The 16,345-nt window shown below is 60.6% G+C and carries 16 protein-coding genes; 10 read left to right on the top strand and 6 right to left on the bottom strand.

The window, feature by feature from the left end:
• The first annotated feature begins 88 nt into the window (after window positions 1-88).
• Together VOI22_RS00255 and VOI22_RS00250 are read left to right on the top strand one after the other, a co-directional pair.
• Entirely contained in the window at window positions 89-1,252 is a 1,164-nt protein-coding gene (locus tag VOI22_RS00255; RefSeq protein WP_323794600.1) for a GNAT family N-acetyltransferase/peptidase C39 family protein, read from the top strand.
• On the top strand, window positions 1,249-2,712 hold the full coding sequence (locus VOI22_RS00250; RefSeq protein ID WP_323794599.1) for a RimK family protein: 1,464 nt from the start codon (window positions 1,249-1,251) through the stop codon (window positions 2,710-2,712). The genes VOI22_RS00255 and VOI22_RS00250 overlap by 4 nt, the downstream gene beginning before the upstream one ends.
• A 26-nt stretch (window positions 2,713-2,738) precedes the next feature.
• On the opposite strand, the gene VOI22_RS00245 is transcribed toward VOI22_RS00250, so the two are convergent.
• The 6 genes from VOI22_RS00245 to dctP all read right to left on the bottom strand — a co-directional run bounded on the left by VOI22_RS00245 (window position 2,739) and on the right by dctP (window position 9,895).
• On the bottom strand, window positions 2,739-4,883 hold the full coding sequence (locus tag VOI22_RS00245) for a methyl-accepting chemotaxis protein (RefSeq protein ID WP_323794598.1): 2,145 nt from the start codon (window positions 4,881-4,883) through the stop codon (window positions 2,739-2,741).
• A 263-nt stretch (window positions 4,884-5,146) separates the two neighbouring features.
• Complete coding sequence (locus VOI22_RS00240; protein WP_323794597.1) at window positions 5,147-5,767, bottom strand: glutathione S-transferase family protein; 621 nt, start codon at window positions 5,765-5,767, stop codon at window positions 5,147-5,149.
• Between the two features lie 192 nt (window positions 5,768-5,959).
• Window positions 5,960-6,091, bottom strand: coding sequence for a hypothetical protein (locus tag VOI22_RS00235; protein WP_323794596.1), 132 nt, complete (start codon window positions 6,089-6,091; stop codon window positions 5,960-5,962).
• Between the two features lie 705 nt (window positions 6,092-6,796).
• A complete protein-coding gene (locus VOI22_RS00230; protein WP_323794595.1) occupies window positions 6,797-8,116 on the bottom strand; it encodes a TRAP transporter large permease in 1,320 nt (439 codons plus the stop codon).
• The gene (locus VOI22_RS00225) at window positions 8,113-8,751 is read right to left on the bottom strand and encodes a TRAP transporter small permease (RefSeq protein WP_323794594.1); all 639 of its coding nucleotides are present in this window, start codon (window positions 8,749-8,751) and stop codon (window positions 8,113-8,115) included. The genes VOI22_RS00230 and VOI22_RS00225 overlap by 4 nt, the downstream gene beginning before the upstream one ends.
• A 103-nt stretch (window positions 8,752-8,854) precedes the next feature.
• The gene (dctP, locus tag VOI22_RS00220) at window positions 8,855-9,895 is read right to left on the bottom strand and encodes a TRAP transporter substrate-binding protein DctP (RefSeq protein ID WP_323794593.1); all 1,041 of its coding nucleotides are present in this window, start codon (window positions 9,893-9,895) and stop codon (window positions 8,855-8,857) included.
• A 194-nt stretch (window positions 9,896-10,089) separates the two neighbouring features.
• Here dctP and VOI22_RS00215 point away from each other — a divergent pair, with 194 nt between their 5' ends.
• The 8 genes from VOI22_RS00215 (at window position 10,090) to VOI22_RS00180 (ending at window position 16,320) form a co-directional block, all read left to right on the top strand.
• Window positions 10,090-10,704 (top strand): cupin domain-containing protein, encoded by a 615-nt coding sequence (locus tag VOI22_RS00215; RefSeq protein WP_323794592.1) that lies wholly within the window; start codon window positions 10,090-10,092, stop codon window positions 10,702-10,704.
• A 19-nt stretch (window positions 10,705-10,723) separates the two neighbouring features.
• On the top strand, window positions 10,724-11,443 hold the full coding sequence (locus VOI22_RS00210) for a GntR family transcriptional regulator (RefSeq protein ID WP_323794591.1): 720 nt from the start codon (window positions 10,724-10,726) through the stop codon (window positions 11,441-11,443).
• A gap of 1 nt (window position 11,444) precedes the next feature.
• The gene (locus VOI22_RS00205) at window positions 11,445-11,936 is read left to right on the top strand and encodes a GlcG/HbpS family heme-binding protein (RefSeq protein ID WP_323794590.1); all 492 of its coding nucleotides are present in this window, start codon (window positions 11,445-11,447) and stop codon (window positions 11,934-11,936) included.
• 46 nt (window positions 11,937-11,982) lie between these two features.
• Window positions 11,983-12,843 carry a fumarylacetoacetate hydrolase family protein gene (locus VOI22_RS00200; protein WP_323794589.1) on the top strand — a complete coding sequence of 287 codons (861 nt, stop codon included), beginning with the start codon at window positions 11,983-11,985 and terminating at the stop codon, window positions 12,841-12,843.
• A 3-nt stretch (window positions 12,844-12,846) separates the two neighbouring features.
• Window positions 12,847-13,308, top strand: coding sequence for an OsmC family protein (locus tag VOI22_RS00195; protein ID WP_323794588.1), 462 nt, complete (start codon window positions 12,847-12,849; stop codon window positions 13,306-13,308).
• 63 nt (window positions 13,309-13,371) lie between these two features.
• Window positions 13,372-14,460 (top strand): C4-dicarboxylate TRAP transporter substrate-binding protein, encoded by a 1,089-nt coding sequence (locus VOI22_RS00190; RefSeq protein ID WP_323794587.1) that lies wholly within the window; start codon window positions 13,372-13,374, stop codon window positions 14,458-14,460.
• Between the two features lie 34 nt (window positions 14,461-14,494).
• The gene (locus VOI22_RS00185) at window positions 14,495-15,019 is read left to right on the top strand and encodes a TRAP transporter small permease subunit (protein WP_323794586.1); all 525 of its coding nucleotides are present in this window, start codon (window positions 14,495-14,497) and stop codon (window positions 15,017-15,019) included.
• Window positions 15,016-16,320: a TRAP transporter large permease gene (locus tag VOI22_RS00180; protein WP_323794585.1), complete on the top strand. Its 1,305-nt coding sequence runs from the start codon at window positions 15,016-15,018 to the stop codon at window positions 16,318-16,320. The genes VOI22_RS00185 and VOI22_RS00180 overlap by 4 nt, the downstream gene beginning before the upstream one ends.
• The last annotated feature ends 25 nt before the right edge of the window (window positions 16,321-16,345 follow it).

Below are 16,345 nucleotides of genomic sequence, written 5' to 3'. Positions count from 1 at the left end.
CGCTAATCTCCCGCATGGGAAACGGGAGACGGCGGGATGCCGGTCAAAGTCCGCGCCCTCGATCAACGACATTTCCGGAGTATGGCGGGTGGCCTCGTCAAAAGGTGAGAAACAGCGCCTCCCCGATCCGTCCCTGGATACGGCAGAGATACGCATTCGCGACGCGACGCTGGCGGATCTGGACTCCCTTGTCCGTATTGAAGAGGCTTGTTTCGATAGTGACCGGCTCAGCCGCCGCAGCTTCCGCGATTTCATCCACCACGGCCACTGCACGCTGCTGGTGTCCGAAGGCGACGGCGGCATTGCCGGCTACATTCTGATCCTCTATCGCCGGGGCACGGCGCTGGCCCGGCTTTATTCCATTGCCCTCGCCTCATCCGCGCGCGGCACCGGCCTCGCAGCGGGGCTGATGAGCGCCGCCGAGGATATCGCCCGCGACGAGCATGGCTGTCTCTCGCTCCGACTGGAAGTCCGGCCCGACAACACGTCCGCAATCACCCTCTACACCCGGCTCGGCTACAAACAGTTCGGAAAATATCTCGACTATTACGAGGATCATGCGGACGCCCTGCGGTTCGAGAAACGCCTCGTCCGCTCGACCCTCACGGCAAATGCCCCCTCCTATTATTCCCAGACCTCCGAATTCACCTGCGGCCCCGCCTGCATGATGATGGCACTGAAGGCGTTCGATCCTTCCGTCAGTTTCAGCCGGGTCGAGGAATTCCGGCTCTGGCGAGAGTCGACAACGGTTTTCATGCAAACGGGTCACGGTGGCTGCGAGCCTGTCGGCATGGCGGTGGCGCTGGCCCGCAAAGGACTTTCGGTCGAGGTCTTCCTCAGCCAGGAACCGCCACTCTTCATCGACAGCGTGCGCCTCAAGGACCAGCGCGAGGCCCTTACGCTGATCCAGGAAGACTACCGGCGCGAGGCTGAAGAACTGCGCATCCCGGTTCACATCGCAACGCTGGACAATGTTGCCCTGAGCGCGGCCCTCGATGAGGGAGCCTACGCAATCGTCCTGGTCAGCCTCTATCAGATGCTGGGCAGCAAGACACCGCACTGGGTGCTGGTCTATGGCGAAGAGAATGACCGCTATCTGATCCACGATCCGTGGATCGAGACAGACGCATTGGAAACCGAAAGCGCGGCAGCCGCCCTGCCCATCCCCAAGGAGGCTTTCGAACGGATGGCCCGCTGGGGCCGCGGAAGGCTGCGAGCCGCGATTATTGTTCGAAAGGAACAGACGGAATGACGGATTGGCTGATTCTTACCGAAGGTCGGAAGGATATCGACCAGGCCGATACGCAACACAAGGTGATGTCCGTGCGCGACTATCTCGCCGCACCCGCCCTGTTCGAACGCTCGCGCCCGGTCGTCATAAACATGGCCCGCAGCTACGCCTACCAGAGCGCCGGCTATTACGCCTCGTTGCTGGCCGAAGCGCGCGGGCACCGGGTTATGCCGAGCGTGCAGACCATGCTGGAGCTGTCACGCAAGAGCCTCTATGCGGCGTCAATGCCGGAACTCGAAGAGGCGCTGAATAAGGACCGCGCCCGCGCCGGAGATACCGGCGATGAAGGCTTCGAGTTCATCGTCGCCTTCGGCCGCCCGTCCCTGCCGGGTTACGAGAAATTCGCCCGATTGCTGTTCGACTGGTACCGCTGCCCGGGCATCACCGTGAAAGTGGATGCCGGAGAGTGGACCCGTATCCGGCACCTGAAGCCCCTCTCCCTGAAACGGATCAGTGCGGACAACAAGGCCTTCCTGATAGAGGCCATGGACATTCACAGCCGCCGTTCCTGGTCTGGCCCGAAATCCAAGGCTCCGCTGCGCTGGAGCCTTGCCGTTCTGCATAACCCGAAGGAAGCTCTGCCTCCCTCGCAGATCAAATCCTTGAAACGCATGGCGGCGGTCGGGGAAAAAATGGGCATCGAGGTCGAGCCGATCCAGAAGAAGGATCTGCCGCGTCTCGCCGAATTCGACGCCCTGTTCATTCGGGAAACCACCTCGGTCAATGACCATACCTTCCGTTTCGCCCGCAGGGCGGAGCAGGAAGGCATGCCGGTGATCGACGACACGATGTCGATGATCCGCTGCACCAACAAGGTGTTCCTGAAAGAGAAGTTGGAGGCGGCCAGGCTGCCGATCCCGAAGACAGTCGTGCTGTCGTCGGCAAGCGATCTCTCAAAAGCGACCGACGCAATCGACTTCCCCATGGTGGTCAAGATCCCGGACGGCTCTTTCAGCCGGGGTGTGCACAAGGTTACCGACCTGGCACATCTGAAAACATTGACCGCCGAGCTGTTCCGCAAGACGGACTTGCTGCTGGCGCAGGAATTCATGCCGACAGATTTCGACTGGCGCGTCGGTGTGCTGGCAGGTGAACCGCTTTTCGTCAGCAAATATCTGATGGCCCGCAAGCACTGGCAGATCGTGCATCATCGCCCGGACGGTCAGGTCCGCGAAGGTGGGTTCGAAACCATGGCTGTCGGCCAGGCGCCGGCAGAGGTCATCGATATCGCGGTGAAGGCCGCCGCCCTGATGGGCGACGGACTCTACGGTGTCGATCTGAAGCAGAACGCGAACGGAGTATTCGTCATCGAGGTCAACGACAACCCGAACCTGGATACCAGCATCGAAGGTGCCTTCCTTGGAGACGAGCTATGGCGCCGGGTGCTGACATGGTTCCGGGACCGGCTGGAGGCCAAATAGGCGCGCACCGGGAGGCTTGAGGCCCGTCAGGCGTTGCGGACCTCGTCCAGGAACCGGCGCACCGTGTCGTTCAGCGTGTTCGATTGCTGGGCGACCTCGCGTGCTGTCTCCAGCACCTGGCTGGCTGCAGCGCCGGTATCCTGCGCCCCTTCGGTCATGGAGGAGATATTGGCCGAGACCATCTGGGTGCCCTGCGCCGCTTCCTGAACGTTACGGCTGATTTCGTTGGTCGCGGAGTTCTGCTCCTCGACCGCTGAGGCAATCCCGGTTGCGATCTCGCTGACCCGGGCCACCGTCTCGGAAATTGTCCGGATGGCGCTAACCGCGCTGGTCGTCTCTGACTGCATTGCCGAAATCTGCGTAGTGATCTCCTCGGTTGCCTTGGCCGTCTGGGTCGCCAGGTTTTTCACCTCGCTCGCCACCACGGCAAAGCCCTTGCCCGCCTCACCCGCGCGTGCGGCCTCGATGGTCGCGTTCAGGGCCAGCAGATTTGTCTGCTCGGCAATGTCATTGATCAGTCCGACGATCTCGCCGACCTTCTGGGCTGCCTGATCGAGTCCGACGACGGACTCCCGGGTATGCTCCGCCTGTTGGGACGCTTCCGCGCTGATCCGTGTGGACTCACTGACCTGCTGGCCAATCTCCCGGATCGAGGAGGCAAGCTGTTCCGCCGCCGCTGCGACCATGTCCACGTTGGAGGAGGCCTCACCGGACGCCGCCGCGACCGATTCCGCCTGGGTCTCGGTATTGCCGGCAATTTTGGTCATGGATTGCGCGGTGGCATCAAGCTCGGTAGTGGCACTGGCGACACTGCGAAGGGCTTCGCTGACCGCGTTGTCGAAGACCTCGGTAATCTCCTCGATACGCCGCGACCGGGCTTCCCGCTGCTCGCGGGCCTTCTCCTGCTCGGCCTGCATTTCCTCGTTCTTGATCATGTTCGCGCGAAAGACTTCGACGGACGCGGCCATTTGCCCGATCTCGTCGCCACGCCCCGTGCCGGGAATCTCGACACTGAGATCGCCTTCGGAGAGCGAGCGCATCACACCGGTCATCTGCACCACCGGCCGCAAAGCCGTGCGTGCGGTCGTATAGCCGATCCCCGCCAGCAGCAGGAACATGACCACACCGACAGCAGCGAGAATGTTCCGCATATCCTGCACCGGCCCGAGAATTTCGGCCTCGCTCATCTCTCCGAGCACAGCCCAGCGCACGCCCTCGAATTCCAGCGGCTTGAAGACAGAATAGACCGGCTCACCGAGATAATTGTTTTCCTGAACCGTGCCTTCCTCTCCAGCCAGGGCCTTTCCGGCAGCATCGGTGTTTGCTTCCGCCGTCAGAATGGCATCGGCACCCGAAACGCGGGAGCTGCTGCGCAACAGCATGTCTGCGCCAACCAGGATGGTCTCGCCGGTCTCCCCCATGCCGGAGGTATCACGCATCAGCCGGTCGATCATTTCGGCTGGAATATGGATCACCAGCCCGCCGGCGAATTCTCCTCGGACAAAAAGCGGCGTTGCGATAAAGGCCGTCGGCGCGTCGGCGCGCGGCGCATAGCCGTGGAAATCAGTCATCACGACCTGACCCGGCTCGGGGTTTTCCGCCAGCCGGGCAAAGACCGTTGCCAGCTCCGTGTCTTTTGCCGGGCCTTCCGACAGGTTGGTCGCGTAATCCGCAGCTTTGAGAACGCTGTAGACAATATTGCCGTCGGAATCGATCAGCATCACATCGGCATAGCCGCGGCTTTCCCCCAGCTTGCGGAACCAGGGATGGTTCTCGCCGTGATATTTGGAATAGCCGGAGCCGTCTTCCGCCAGATCCAGCAGCTGCTTGCTGCCCTCGGGATTGGGGTTGTCCTCGACATACAGTTTCCGCAGCGTCTCGGTCGGATTGCCTTTCCGCGCGAACAGCCGGAAGCCGAACTTGAAGCCGTTCAGCGCTTTCTCTGTGCCACTGTTCTCGGCCACGATCAGCATGTCGTCACGGATGGTGCCGAGCAGGGTCTTCAGGGCATCGACACGCGCCACCGAAAGAGCTTCCAGCTGGTCGACCGCGCGCTTTTCCAGCTGCCGGCCGGACTGGAAGTAACTGAAGGACGCGACGACCAGAATGGACAGCGCGGTAGCGATCCCGACAAGCGCCGGAATTTTTGTCGAAAGCTTTATGTTTTTCACGAATTCTAACCCCGAAGACCATATTTTCGGCGATCTAGAAGTGACTCGGGAACAATTTCAACTGTTTCCGTCAGCCTTCAGCACCAAGACGCCCTCGGAAGCCCGAGAATGAACAATCGTGATTGAATACACAGAATTTGAGCCAGAATATTTCCCGGGAATTATATTCAATTAATTACAAAAAACCCGGCCTGTCCTCTCTGCATTAAGTCTGCCCTGGCCGGCCGGCGCGGAGCGTCAGCGGGCCAGATCAGCGGGTCAGGTCAGCGCGTGAGGGGACGGAGCGCATCCTTGCTTGGTTTGCTGTCGGAGACCGACGCGATGGTGTCGTAGGCATCCGACCAGGCGGCAAGCGCCGGATAGCTCTCCCGCCAGTCCGGCACCAGCCCGTAGAACTGCATCATGCCGAGCGCCGCCACGACGCAGAGCGCATCGAAACTGATCGGCGGCGCGCCTGCGGGGGCTTTTACTGTAAAGTTCAGATGGTCCAGACCGCGCCTCACCTGGACATCCGCCACCTCCAGCAGGGATCCGGAGCGCTCTCCCTCGGCGCGCCTCATCTCGCGCGACCAGACCGTGACCACGTCGAGAAAGGCGAGCGACTGCGCCTCCGCCGCGACGGCCTGCCAGTCGCCATAGGGCGCAACGGTCCGCTTGCCGGATTTCTCGTCCAGATAGGCGCAGATATGCCGCGCCTCCGAGAGCACGAGGTCACCGTCCTGCAGCAGCGGGATGCGCCCCAGCGGAGAGACCGGAATGACCGGGCTGTCCGGCGTCCGCAGCCCCACCCAATCGAGCTCCAGCGCCTCGCCCAGCCCGCTCTCGATCGCGGTTATCCGGCAGATCCGGGCATAGGGCGAGTTCGGAGTGTAATAGAGCTTCATGGTGGCTGTTTCCTCACGCTTTTATTTATTGGGAGCCACCCTAGCGCAGACCGTCCCGTGTGGGAGGGGGAAATGCGCGGGGCGCCGGGTGGGGAGGCTACGTGGCTAGGAAATACAAAGGCAGCTTTGGGTCGCTGCCGGCCGAATAGGCCATCAGGCTCAACTGGGTGGGAAGCGGCCGTTCGGGCGCAGCTATGCGGCGTCCAACCTCACTACTGCATGCATGCCGCCCGCCGCCGCTTCGGCAAGACTGAGAACATAGGCGTTGTACGTCAGCACGATCACCTGGACCTCCTCGGCGAGACCTGCGAAGGCCGCTAGCATCGCCTTGGTACACGGGTCGTCCGAGGAACTGAGGATATCGTCCAGGATCAGCGGCGGCACCTGGTGGCCGCGAGCGAGATCGAGAGGTAGCCGGGGCGCGTCCCTTCAGACAGCGGGTCGACCTGCTTTAGGGAGCCATTGCACCCCCAGGCTGCGAGCCTGTCGTCCTTGTCGCTCGGCTGAGTCACCAGCTCCGGATATCGCTCTTCCGTCATCCGCGCGAGGAACCGGCCGGCCACCTCCACCATCGCGCCCTTATTGTCCTGACGGTAACGGCCGAGGAATCAGTTTAATGCCTTCTCGCCAGCGCGGATGCGCATGTAGTCGGCGATGATCGGAAGTCAGGATCCGCGCTGCTGCTGCAGACGGGCCATGTCGTCGGAGCCCGACATCTTCTCGAACGCTTCCCGGGCGAACGCGGAACCTGCAGGAGAACCCGGTCGATATTCAACGTCAGTCCTCGCTGGCCTCCGCTCCATCCTCCTCGGCCAGGAAGACCTCATCGAGGAGTTCGCAGGAACTTTCCGGGCCAAAGTGAACCTGCTGCGCCGCACCCAAGCGAACCAGCACCGCGTCCTCCAAAAGGAATTTCAAAAAGTCGAGAAGGGAATCTCCTCTGCCTGAGGAGGAGAAGGTATTTTTTAGGGCCTTTTTTGCTGCAGGGGCTGGGTGGCTCCTATATCGAACAAGCCTCTTGTTGTGCCGCTAAAGAAGCAGCTCTGGCAGGAACGTGATGATCTCGGGGAAGGCCACGAGAACCGCGATCGTGATGACATCGGCGACAAAGAACAGGATGATGCCGCGGAACACGGTGGTCAGCGGGATGTCGGGCCGCACACCGTTCACCACGAAGCAGTTCAAGCCAATCGGCGGTGTTATCAGGCAAACCTCCGCCATCTTCACGACGATGATGCCGAACCAGATGGAATCGAACCCGAGCGCGATGACCGCAGGATAGACCACCGGCAGCGTCAGGAGCAGCATACCGATCGCATCCATAAACATGCCGAAAAGGGCATAGGCTAGCAGGATGCAGATCATGATGACCATGGGGTCGGCATCCAGCGACAGGACCCACTGGGTGAAGGCTTCCGGCAGGCCGGAGAAACCGAGGAACCGGACAAAGATCAGGACGCCCCAGATCATTGCGAAGATCATCGCCGTGAGCTTGGCGGTCTCCATGAGCGCATCGCGGATAGAGGGCGCTCTTACGCCGCGCCATATTGCCATCAGCAACACGATCGCGGCGCCGAGAGCGCCAGCCTCGGTCGGTGTCGCCCAACCGCCATAGATCGCCGTGATGATAATCACCACGACTGCGAAGATCGGCATGACTCCCGGCAGAGACCGGATACGCTCGCTGAACGTGAAACCACGCACCGGCGGCCCGACATTCTTCTTGACCTTGGCCCAGAAGATGATGATCGCAGCATAGATCAGTGCGGAAACCAGACCCGGGAGGAACCCTGCCAGGAGCAAGGCCCCAACGGATTCCTCGACGATGATCGCGTAGATGACCAGGATGGCCGAAGGCGGGATCAGCGAGGCCAATGTGCCACCCGCTGCGACCACGCCGGCCGCCATCGATTTGTCGTAGCCATGTTTCAGCATGTCAGGGATCGCGACCCGCGCGAAGACGGCCGCGGTCGCCGTGGACGCACCGGACACAGCGGCAAACCCGGCGGTCGCAAACACCGTCGCGACCGCGAGCCCGCCGGGGACCCAGCCGATCCATTTGCGCGCCGCATCAAAAAGCTGCTGCGTCATGCCGGCATGGAAGGCCAGAAACCCGATCAGGATGAAAAGCGGGAGCACGCTCAGCGCATAGGTCGACGATTTGGAATGCGGAATGGTTCCGACGATGCCTGCCGCCGGGGCCCAGCCCAGGAGCTCTACCAGACCGAGGAGCCCGACAATCGAGGCCGCGTATACGATCCGCACGCCCAGCAAGACCATCACGAACAGCAGCCCGGTACCGATCAGGCCAACCAGGAAAGGATCTTCGAAACCAATGCCGATAATCATCGATCCGCTCCTTTGTTTTCGCCGAGAGATTCGCGGATCTCTTCCTGTGCGAGTTGGGCCGCGTCCTTGTGCAGGAGGACCCCGGCCGGCTCCAGGCTCGGATTGATCATCAGGCGCAACGAGCCGACGAGCTGGATTGCCAGGCGGAGCCACCAGATCGCGAAGGCCACCGGGACCAGCAGCTTTGATGGCCAGACCGGGAACTCGGCATCGATGGAGGTGTCGCCAAGCTCATAGGCTCTCAGGAAATGGTCCCAGCCGAACCAGATGATGACGCCGATAATGAATAGAGCCAGTAGGGTACCCACACTCTCGACGAACCAGAGAAGACGTCCTTCAAGATGGCCAACAAGGATGTCCATGCGGATATGGCCGCCCAAACGCTGGCAATAGGCGGTGCCAAGAAAGGCCAAAATCGCCATCGATAGCTCGACCAGATCGATGTAGCCGACGATCGGACTGTTGAAGAGGCTCCGCAGCAGAATTTGCAGCACGCCAAGCGCCATGAGCAAGAACACGCCGGCTCCGGCGGTGAAACTTGCGGCGTTCTCAATCGGCGACAGCGACCTGTCGGCACGCAGAATGAACGAAGCGAACCCGTCCGGCTCCGTGGAGCCCGGCGTCGTGAATGACATCTAAATAAACTCTTTCAACCGGCTTTGCCTGCAAGCCCGAGTAAACCGACAAGGGAACTCGGGCGACGCGAGCGCCACTCGAGTTCCCTCAACATTGTTCGTGCTACTTGAGCGTCGCCTTTGCTTCCTCGGCATACTGCCAGATCGCATCGAAGACACCTTTTGCGTCGAACTTGTCGGAATTCGCCGCAATCCACTCATCCCAGACCGGCTGGCCGGCAACCTTGCGGAACGCCTCTAGCGTAGCCTCGTCATAGACGATCTTCTGCATCGTCTTCTCGAACATCGGCAGGTTCTTCTTGTCCTGCTCCGCATAAGCAGCCTGGGTCACGTCCATGACTTCGTCCCGCATGCCCGTCAGCAGATCCTGGTATTGCTTCGGCAGTTTGCCGTAGGCGGTCTTGTTGAAGATCCAACCGCACTCAGACGTGCCCGGCGTCAGGTTCGAGGTATACCAGTCTGCCTCGTCGGAAATCTTGAAGGCGACATGGGCATAGGTATAGGGGAATGCTGCGGCATCGAGCGCCCCGCGCTGAAACGCGGTCGAGGTTTCGCCCGCCGGCAGGGTCTGCCGCACGGCGCCCAGTTTTTCCATGGCCGAACCGAGACCACCTCCGGCGCGCACCCGCATACCGTTCCAGTCTTCCAGCTTCAGCGGCGGTTTTCCCTTACCCAGGATTTCATACTGGGGGAGCAGACCGGACACATAGGGAACTGCATTCCACTTGTCCATATCGGCGATCATGGCCGGATGGCTCATCATCTTCGAGCGGACATACTTATCGACTTTCGGGTCGCCCAACGGCAGGAACGGCAACGAGAACACCATGAATGCCGGGTTTTTGCCGGGGTGATAGAAATTGCAGAACGCTGCGCCTTCGAATGCGTTCAGCTTCAGACCGTCGAGGTTCTCCCGCGACTTCGACAGCTGGCCGCCATAGAAGATCTTGATCTTGAATTTACCGTTTGTTTCGGCCGCGACTTTCTCCGCCAGCCGCTCCATCCCGGCAGACAGGGCGCGCGGGTTGCCCCACATCGACAGCTTCCAGAATACGTCCGGGCCGTCCACGGCCGCCTGGCTTGGTGGCGCGAGGCCGACCATCGCCGCAGTCGCCGCCAACATCGAAATCATCTTGAGACGCATGTTTTTCCTCCCATCGCCTTGAATACGAACGCCTTTTTTAATCGACGCCTAAGAAGCCGGCCGCATTTTTGCAGCCTGATCCCATTTGTATGTCAGCTTAAACATATTATCTTCAGAAAATCAAAAAAATCGATTTTTTCTGGTTAATATCAAAAAAGCGTGTTTTAAATGACAATATGACAAAGATGCCGCACATGATCTTTCAGGTGTTTGCCAGCGACCGTCCGCAGGAGATGGAGCTTCTGATCCCGCCGGGGCCAGCAATGCTCTACGTGGAGGTCGGGTCTTTCCTTTTGGGCAACACGGCGCTTGGACCTGGTAAAACCGATTTTGTCTCCGGACCCAAGCCGCTCCCCATAAGGGGCGTCGGCCAGATATGTGTCTGGAGCATCGGAAAAACGCCAGTGGAGCCCCCGGAACATTGCAAGTTGGTAAAAACCGCGCCGTTGAGCATCGCTCCGGGTGAGGTCGTTTTTCGACTGGACACCGTCGGCTTCCCGTCCGGCGCGGTGGCTTACAGGCACGTTCATCCCGGACCTGGTTACCGTTATCTGATCAAGGGCGCTCTCGAAATTCGTTCCGACCACGACAGCACCGAGATCACACCGGGCGAGGTCTGGTTCGAGGATACCAACTCGCCTGTCACGGCATTCAATGTGACGGACGGCGAAAGCCAGTTCGTGCGGGCCCACCTGTTGCCCCGGGATTTTCTCGGCAAGCCGTCGATCAAATACCTGAACGACGAAGATCACGACAAGCCGAAGCTGCAGAGTAACCACAGGTTTCGTGAACACGTCGTGAAGATCTGAGGCCGGATTGGGGCATAGGATGTATATCGACACGAGACAGGATAGAGAAAACCCGTCTGTGCAGGCAGCAGAGAGCGAAACCACTTCGATCACCGCGCTTGCGGCAAACCGAATCCGCGCGGATATCCTGTCAGGCTTCCTGGAACCCGGACGCAAGCTTAAAATCAGCGAGCTCAGCGAGCGCTACGATGTCGGAGCGACACCGGTTCGGGAGGCTTTGAGCCTTCTGACGTCCGACGCTCTTGTCGAGCGGATCGATCAGCGCGGCTTCCGCGTTGCTCTGGTCAGCAAGGCCGAATTCGGCGAACTGTTGAAGACCAGATGCTGGCTTGAGGAACGCGCACTATCGGAGTCCATCGCAAACGGAGATCAGGCCTGGGAGGAAGCGCTCGTTCTCGCACATCATCATCTGTCCAGATTTCCGCGCTCTCGCGGAGACGACGGGTTTGAGGCCAACCCGGAATGGGAAGTCCGGCACAAGCGTTTTCACATTGCGCTTATCTCCGCCTGCGGCTCGTCCATCCTCCTCCGCTACTGCGAACAGCTGTACGACCAGAACATTCGCTATCGGATGATTGCCGGGACATCCGCTTATCCGAGCCGCCACATCAGCGAAGAACACGAGGCGATTCTGAACGCGTCCCTGGACCGCAATGTCGACGAAGCCGTTTTGCTTCTTATCAACCACTACGAAAAGACCGGCCGCTTCCTCGAAGAGCGCCTGAGCCGGGGAGAATGAAATGAGTGAGTACTTTCTGATCAACGTCGCCTCAAGCCTGACATTGGATCAGGCTCGCGCGGTCTGCGACGGAACAATCGCTGCCGGAAGAAAAGCCGATCTGTTGCCGTTGACCGTAGCGGTCCTCGATTCAGGCGCCAACCTCGTCCACTTCCAGCGTGAAGATGGCTGCGGCACCGTCAGGGGAGACATCGCGATCGGCAAAGCGGGTGCGGCACTTGGCATGGGGATTCCAAGCCGGACCATTCGCGACCGTCTGAAAGACCGTCCCGCCTTCCAATCGGCGATCGCCGCGGCGTCCGACGGCAAATTCATCCCCGTTCCCGGCGGCGTGCTGATCCTGAACTCCGCAGGCCAGGCCATCGGCGCGGTAGGTGTGAGCGGAGATGCTTCGGACCGGGACGAAGCCGCGGCAATCGTCGGTATCAAGGTCGCGGGCCTGATCTCGAATCCGTCCGAGCCGGCCGAGAACTGGCAAAACGCGGCGCTCTGAAACCGCTCGACTAAGAAAGTCTCGACAAAGAAAGTAAGGAACGAACATGAGGGTTTTCTGCTTCAACAAACTCGGAACCCCGACGCTCGGGGCAAGGCTTGGCGACAAATCCGTCGACCTTTCGATCGCAGCTCCGGACCTGCCCCGAGACATGCTGTCGCTGATCCGGGCCGGAGCGGGCGCGATGGAGACGGCAAGGACCGCGGTCGAGGAAGCGAGCGAAACCCTGGATACCAGCGCGCTCGAATTCTGTGTTCCGATCGCCGATCCTCCGAAAGTCCTCTGCGTCGGCCGGAACTACGCAGCCCACGCCAAGGAAGGCGGGGCGGAGCCGCCGACCTATCCCGACATTTTCATGCGCAGCCGCCTCTCGCTGATACCGCACAATGCGCCGATCATCCGCCCGAAACTGTCGGGAAATCTGGACTATGAGTGCGAATTGCTGATCGTAATCGGCAAGACGGCGCGCAACGTGACCGAGGAAGACGCCCTCGACTGCATCGTCGGCTACTCCCTCTTCAACGATGCGACGCTCCGCGACTATCAGCGCCGCACGACCCAATGGACGATCGGGAAGAATTTCGACGGAACCGGCCCGATCGGCCCAGAAATCGTGACACCGGACGAATTGCCTGCCGGTTGTGTCGGCCTGCAGATCCAGACCCGTCTGAACGGCGAAGTGATGCAGAACGCGAACACGTCAGACATGATTTTTCCGGTGGCGAAGACGATCTCGCTGCTGAGCCAGACCATGACCCTGGAGCCCGGCGACCTGATCGCGACCGGAACGCCGGAAGGTGTCGGCTATGCTCGCAAGCCCCCGGTCTGGATGAAAGATGGGGATGTCGTCGAAATCGAGGTCGAAGGCATCGGCATACTCCGCAACCCTATCGCGGACGAGCGCTGAGCCATGAAGATCACGCCGAAAATGACCGTCACGACTTCCGTTTTCGGCGCTGGAGTTTCCCACTCGCGTACCGATATCTCGGTACGCGACGTGGCTAGCGTGATCGACGAGCCGGAGGTCCGTGGCGGCACCAATGCCGGTCCGGCACCTACGGAAACCGCGCTTGCCGCACTTGCCGGGTGCACGAACGTGATCGCCAATAAATGTGCCGCCAAACTCGATGTGGATATCGGCTATCTCTCTATTTCGATCGACTGCCTGTTCGACCGGCGGGGGGTCACACTGACCGAGGAGATCGATGTTCCTTTCAGGAGCATTGAGATGGTGGTCGAGGCAGACGGCAGCGCGAGCGAAAAAGACTTGGCCCGGGTCGCGGCTGAGGTCGCCAAATTCTGCCCGGTCGCGAAGCTGTTCCGTCAAGCCGGCACCAAAATCGACGAACTATGGAAGAAAGCCGAAACCTAGGACAGCGCAATCTAAGCCCAGAACAATCCGGAACAACCGGCGGGCCAATCAAGGGAGGACGACATGACAAATCTGAAATCGCTTCTTGCGAGAACTGCAACTGCAGCCCTGTTCCTGACCGCTGCCGCCGCGACGCCGGCACTTGCGGTCGAAACGATCAAGATGATCGCGATCGACGGCTATCCGGCGCGCGCGATGTGGGTCAAGGAGTTCTCGGGCTACTTCCTTCCGGAAGTCAACAAACGCCTCGCCGCGAAGGGCAACTACAAGATCGAGTGGCAAGAAGCCTATGGCGGCGCCATCGTGAAGCCGAAAGGCGTTCTTGAAGGCATCAAACTCGGGCTCGGCGACATAGGTGTCGTGACGACCGTGTTCCACAGCTCGAAACTGCCGCTTCAGGGAATTGCCTTCGTTACACCGTTCATCAGCTCCGATGCTGGTGTTGTGGCCAAGGCGGTTGACGAGATCGCCGCCGAATTCCCGCAAATGGGCGAAGCGTTCGAAAAGCAGAATCAGGTTCTGCTCGCCAACGGCGTGGTTCTTGACAGCTATCAGGTCTTCTCGCGGGACCAGGTGAACGGGATCGCCGACATGAACGGCAAGAAGGTGGCAGGTGCAGGCTACAATCTGCGCTACCTCGAGGGCGTTGGCGCGGCGGGCGTGCGCGGCGGCCTGACCAATTTCTACAACATGCTGCAGACCGGCGTCGTGGATCAGGCAATGCTGTGGCCCGAAGCCGCGAAGACCTTCAAGATCGGCGAGGTCGCGCCTTATATGCTCAAAGCCAATCTCGGTGCGGTCAACACGAAGTCCGTCACGATCAATATGGACACCTGGAAGAAACTCCCCGAGGAGGTTCGGGCCGTCCTCAAAGCAGTTGCGGCCGATTATCGCGACCGCATAGCCGGCATCGCGATGGAGAGAGCTGCAGCCAGTGAACAGAAGTTCTTCGCCGATGGGGGAACGATCGTCGAACTGTCAGCGGAACAACGGGCGACATGGGCCATGGCCATGCCGAACATTGCAGCCGAGTGGGCGGAAGAGCTGGAAGCCAAGGGCATTCCGGCCAAAGACATGCTGCGTGCCTACATGGCGAAACTGAAGGCGGCGGGCCAACCCGCGACCCGTGACTGGACGGCCGACCTGAAGTAAGGCGGATCCCCGTCAGGGGGCGAACAGGCAGCACATGAACCTTTCCAAGAGAGCGATCGAGAGCGTGTCGGAAGGCGTCAACAGGATCACCGTCCTGTCGAACGCCTTCGGCTCGCTCTTCGTTCTGTTCCTAGTCGCCGCGGTTATCGTCGATGTCGTTGCCCGCGGCGTCTTTCACGCCCCTCTCAAGGGGAGCGTAGAGCTGGTGGAGTTTTCCGTGGTCTTCATCGTGTTCCTGCAATTGCCCGACGTGGTGCGTGTGGGCAGACTGACCCGTTCCGACGGTCTCCTGCGTGCCCTCGACAACCGCGCTCCGCGGATCAGTACCTGGATCAGGCGCGCGCTTGACTCGATCGGTGCCGTCCTCATGGCGCTCATTGCAATCACCATGTACCCCGAAGTTCTGGAAGCTTGGGAAACCGGTCACTATGTCGGAACGCCCGGCGTCTTCACCGCCCCGGCCTGGCCGATCAAGCTGGCAATCTTTTTTGGCGCCGCGATGTGCTGCATGAGATGGACACTGAACGTTGTCCAGTCGCGAACGGGAGCCGAGTCATGAGTCCGTTCGAGATCGGAACGATTTCAATCCTGCTGATCGTGGGCCTCATCTATGTCGGCCTCTATGTTCCGATCGCTCTCGGCGTGGTTTCCTTCATCGGGATCTGGCTTATCCGCGACAACGCCACCCTTTCCATGAATCTTCTGAAGATCGCCATCTCGGACAGCGTGACCGAGTACGCGTTCGCAACGATCCCGCTCTTCACCTTCATGGGGCTCGTGGTTTCGCGCGCCGGTCTCGGGACCGATATCTACTCGGTGATGAACCGGGTCTTCGGCCGCATGCAGGGCGGGGTCGGCATGGCGACGGTCGGCGCCAATGCCATGTTCGCCGCCGTAACCGGTTCCTCGATTGCGTCCGCTTCGGTTTTCACTAGAGTCTCGGTCCCGGAGATGCTCCGGCTCAACTACAATCCGCGCTTCGCCGTCGGCGTGGTCGCCGGCTCGTCTGTCCTTGGCATGATCATCCCGCCGAGCGCCATGCTGATCATCTATTCCTTCGTCGCCGAGCAATCCGTCGGCCACATGTTCATCGCCGGCATCGTTCCCGGCCTGCTGCTGGCCGCCGCCTTCGTGCTGGCCATCGCCATCATGGCCCGGGCGACGCCGGGCTTCGTCGGCGGGACCGCGGGCGAGAACGGCCTCATGCGCTGGGGCGTCATTACCCGCAGGACGCTGCCTGTATTGTCGCTGATCGCGCTGGTTCTCGGCGGCATTTATGCCGGTTTCTTCACTCCGGTGGAGGCCGGGGCGGTCGGGGCGGCCGCGGCCCTGCTGCTCGCCGTCCTGGCACGACGCATGAGTTTGCGCGCCTTCTGGCAGACCCTGATTGAAACCGGGCACATCACAGCGAACATCCTGTTCCTGATCACCGCCGCGTCGATGTATAGCCGTATGCTTGGCTTTGCCGGTTTGCCGAACGAACTGGGCGCGATCCTGGAAGCCAGTCAGCTCGACTTCTTCTGGGTGATGGTGGCCTACGTGCTACTGATGCTGTTTCTCGGGACCTTGCTGGACACGGCCTCGATCATCCTCATCGTGGTGCCGCTTTTCCTGCCTCTGGTCGAACCGATGGGCATGAGCCTGATATGGTTCGGCATCGTCACAGTCATCGGGGCCGAGATCGGATTGCTGACCCCTCCGCTCGGCCTCTCCTGCTTTACAATCAAGGCAACGTTGAACGATCAGCGCATTGCCCTGAAGGACGTCTTCATCGGCGCCCTTCCATTCGCCCTCGTCATGCTGGTGGTGCTGATCCTGATCATCAGGTTCCCGATCCTGAGCACAGGCCTGTTGCCGTGACCGCCCCCCGGAAGCCTTGGAGTTC

Source organism: Nisaea sp. (genome assembly GCF_034670185.1).
Taxonomy (GTDB): Bacteria; Pseudomonadota; Alphaproteobacteria; order Thalassobaculales; family Thalassobaculaceae; genus Nisaea.
This window is presented reverse-complemented; position numbering and strand designations above follow the sequence as displayed.

Bases quoted from the DNA above. Each gene is read 5' to 3' on its own strand.
- VOI22_RS00250 (WP_323794599.1), top strand. From the start codon at position 1,249: ATGACGGATTGGCTGATTCTTACCGAAGGTCGGAAGGATATCGACCAG.
- VOI22_RS00240 (WP_323794597.1), bottom strand. From the start codon at position 5,767: ATGAAGCTCTATTACACTCCGAACTCGCCCTATGCCCGGATCTGCCGG.
- VOI22_RS00235 (WP_323794596.1), bottom strand. From the start codon at position 6,091: ATGCTAGCGGCCTTCGCAGGTCTCGCCGAGGAGGTCCAGGTGATCGTG.
- VOI22_RS00230 (WP_323794595.1), bottom strand. From the start codon at position 8,116: ATGATTATCGGCATTGGTTTCGAAGATCCTTTCCTGGTTGGCCTGATC.
- VOI22_RS00225 (WP_323794594.1), bottom strand. From the start codon at position 8,751: ATGTCATTCACGACGCCGGGCTCCACGGAGCCGGACGGGTTCGCTTCG.
- dctP (WP_323794593.1), bottom strand. From the start codon at position 9,895: ATGCGTCTCAAGATGATTTCGATGTTGGCGGCGACTGCGGCGATGGTC.
- VOI22_RS00215 (WP_323794592.1), top strand. From the start codon at position 10,090: ATGATCTTTCAGGTGTTTGCCAGCGACCGTCCGCAGGAGATGGAGCTT.
- VOI22_RS00210 (WP_323794591.1), top strand. From the start codon at position 10,724: ATGTATATCGACACGAGACAGGATAGAGAAAACCCGTCTGTGCAGGCA.
- VOI22_RS00205 (WP_323794590.1), top strand. From the start codon at position 11,445: ATGAGTGAGTACTTTCTGATCAACGTCGCCTCAAGCCTGACATTGGAT.
- VOI22_RS00200 (WP_323794589.1), top strand. From the start codon at position 11,983: ATGAGGGTTTTCTGCTTCAACAAACTCGGAACCCCGACGCTCGGGGCA.
- VOI22_RS00195 (WP_323794588.1), top strand. From the start codon at position 12,847: ATGAAGATCACGCCGAAAATGACCGTCACGACTTCCGTTTTCGGCGCT.
- VOI22_RS00190 (WP_323794587.1), top strand. From the start codon at position 13,372: ATGACAAATCTGAAATCGCTTCTTGCGAGAACTGCAACTGCAGCCCTG.
- VOI22_RS00185 (WP_323794586.1), top strand. From the start codon at position 14,495: ATGAACCTTTCCAAGAGAGCGATCGAGAGCGTGTCGGAAGGCGTCAAC.
- VOI22_RS00180 (WP_323794585.1), top strand. From the start codon at position 15,016: ATGAGTCCGTTCGAGATCGGAACGATTTCAATCCTGCTGATCGTGGGC.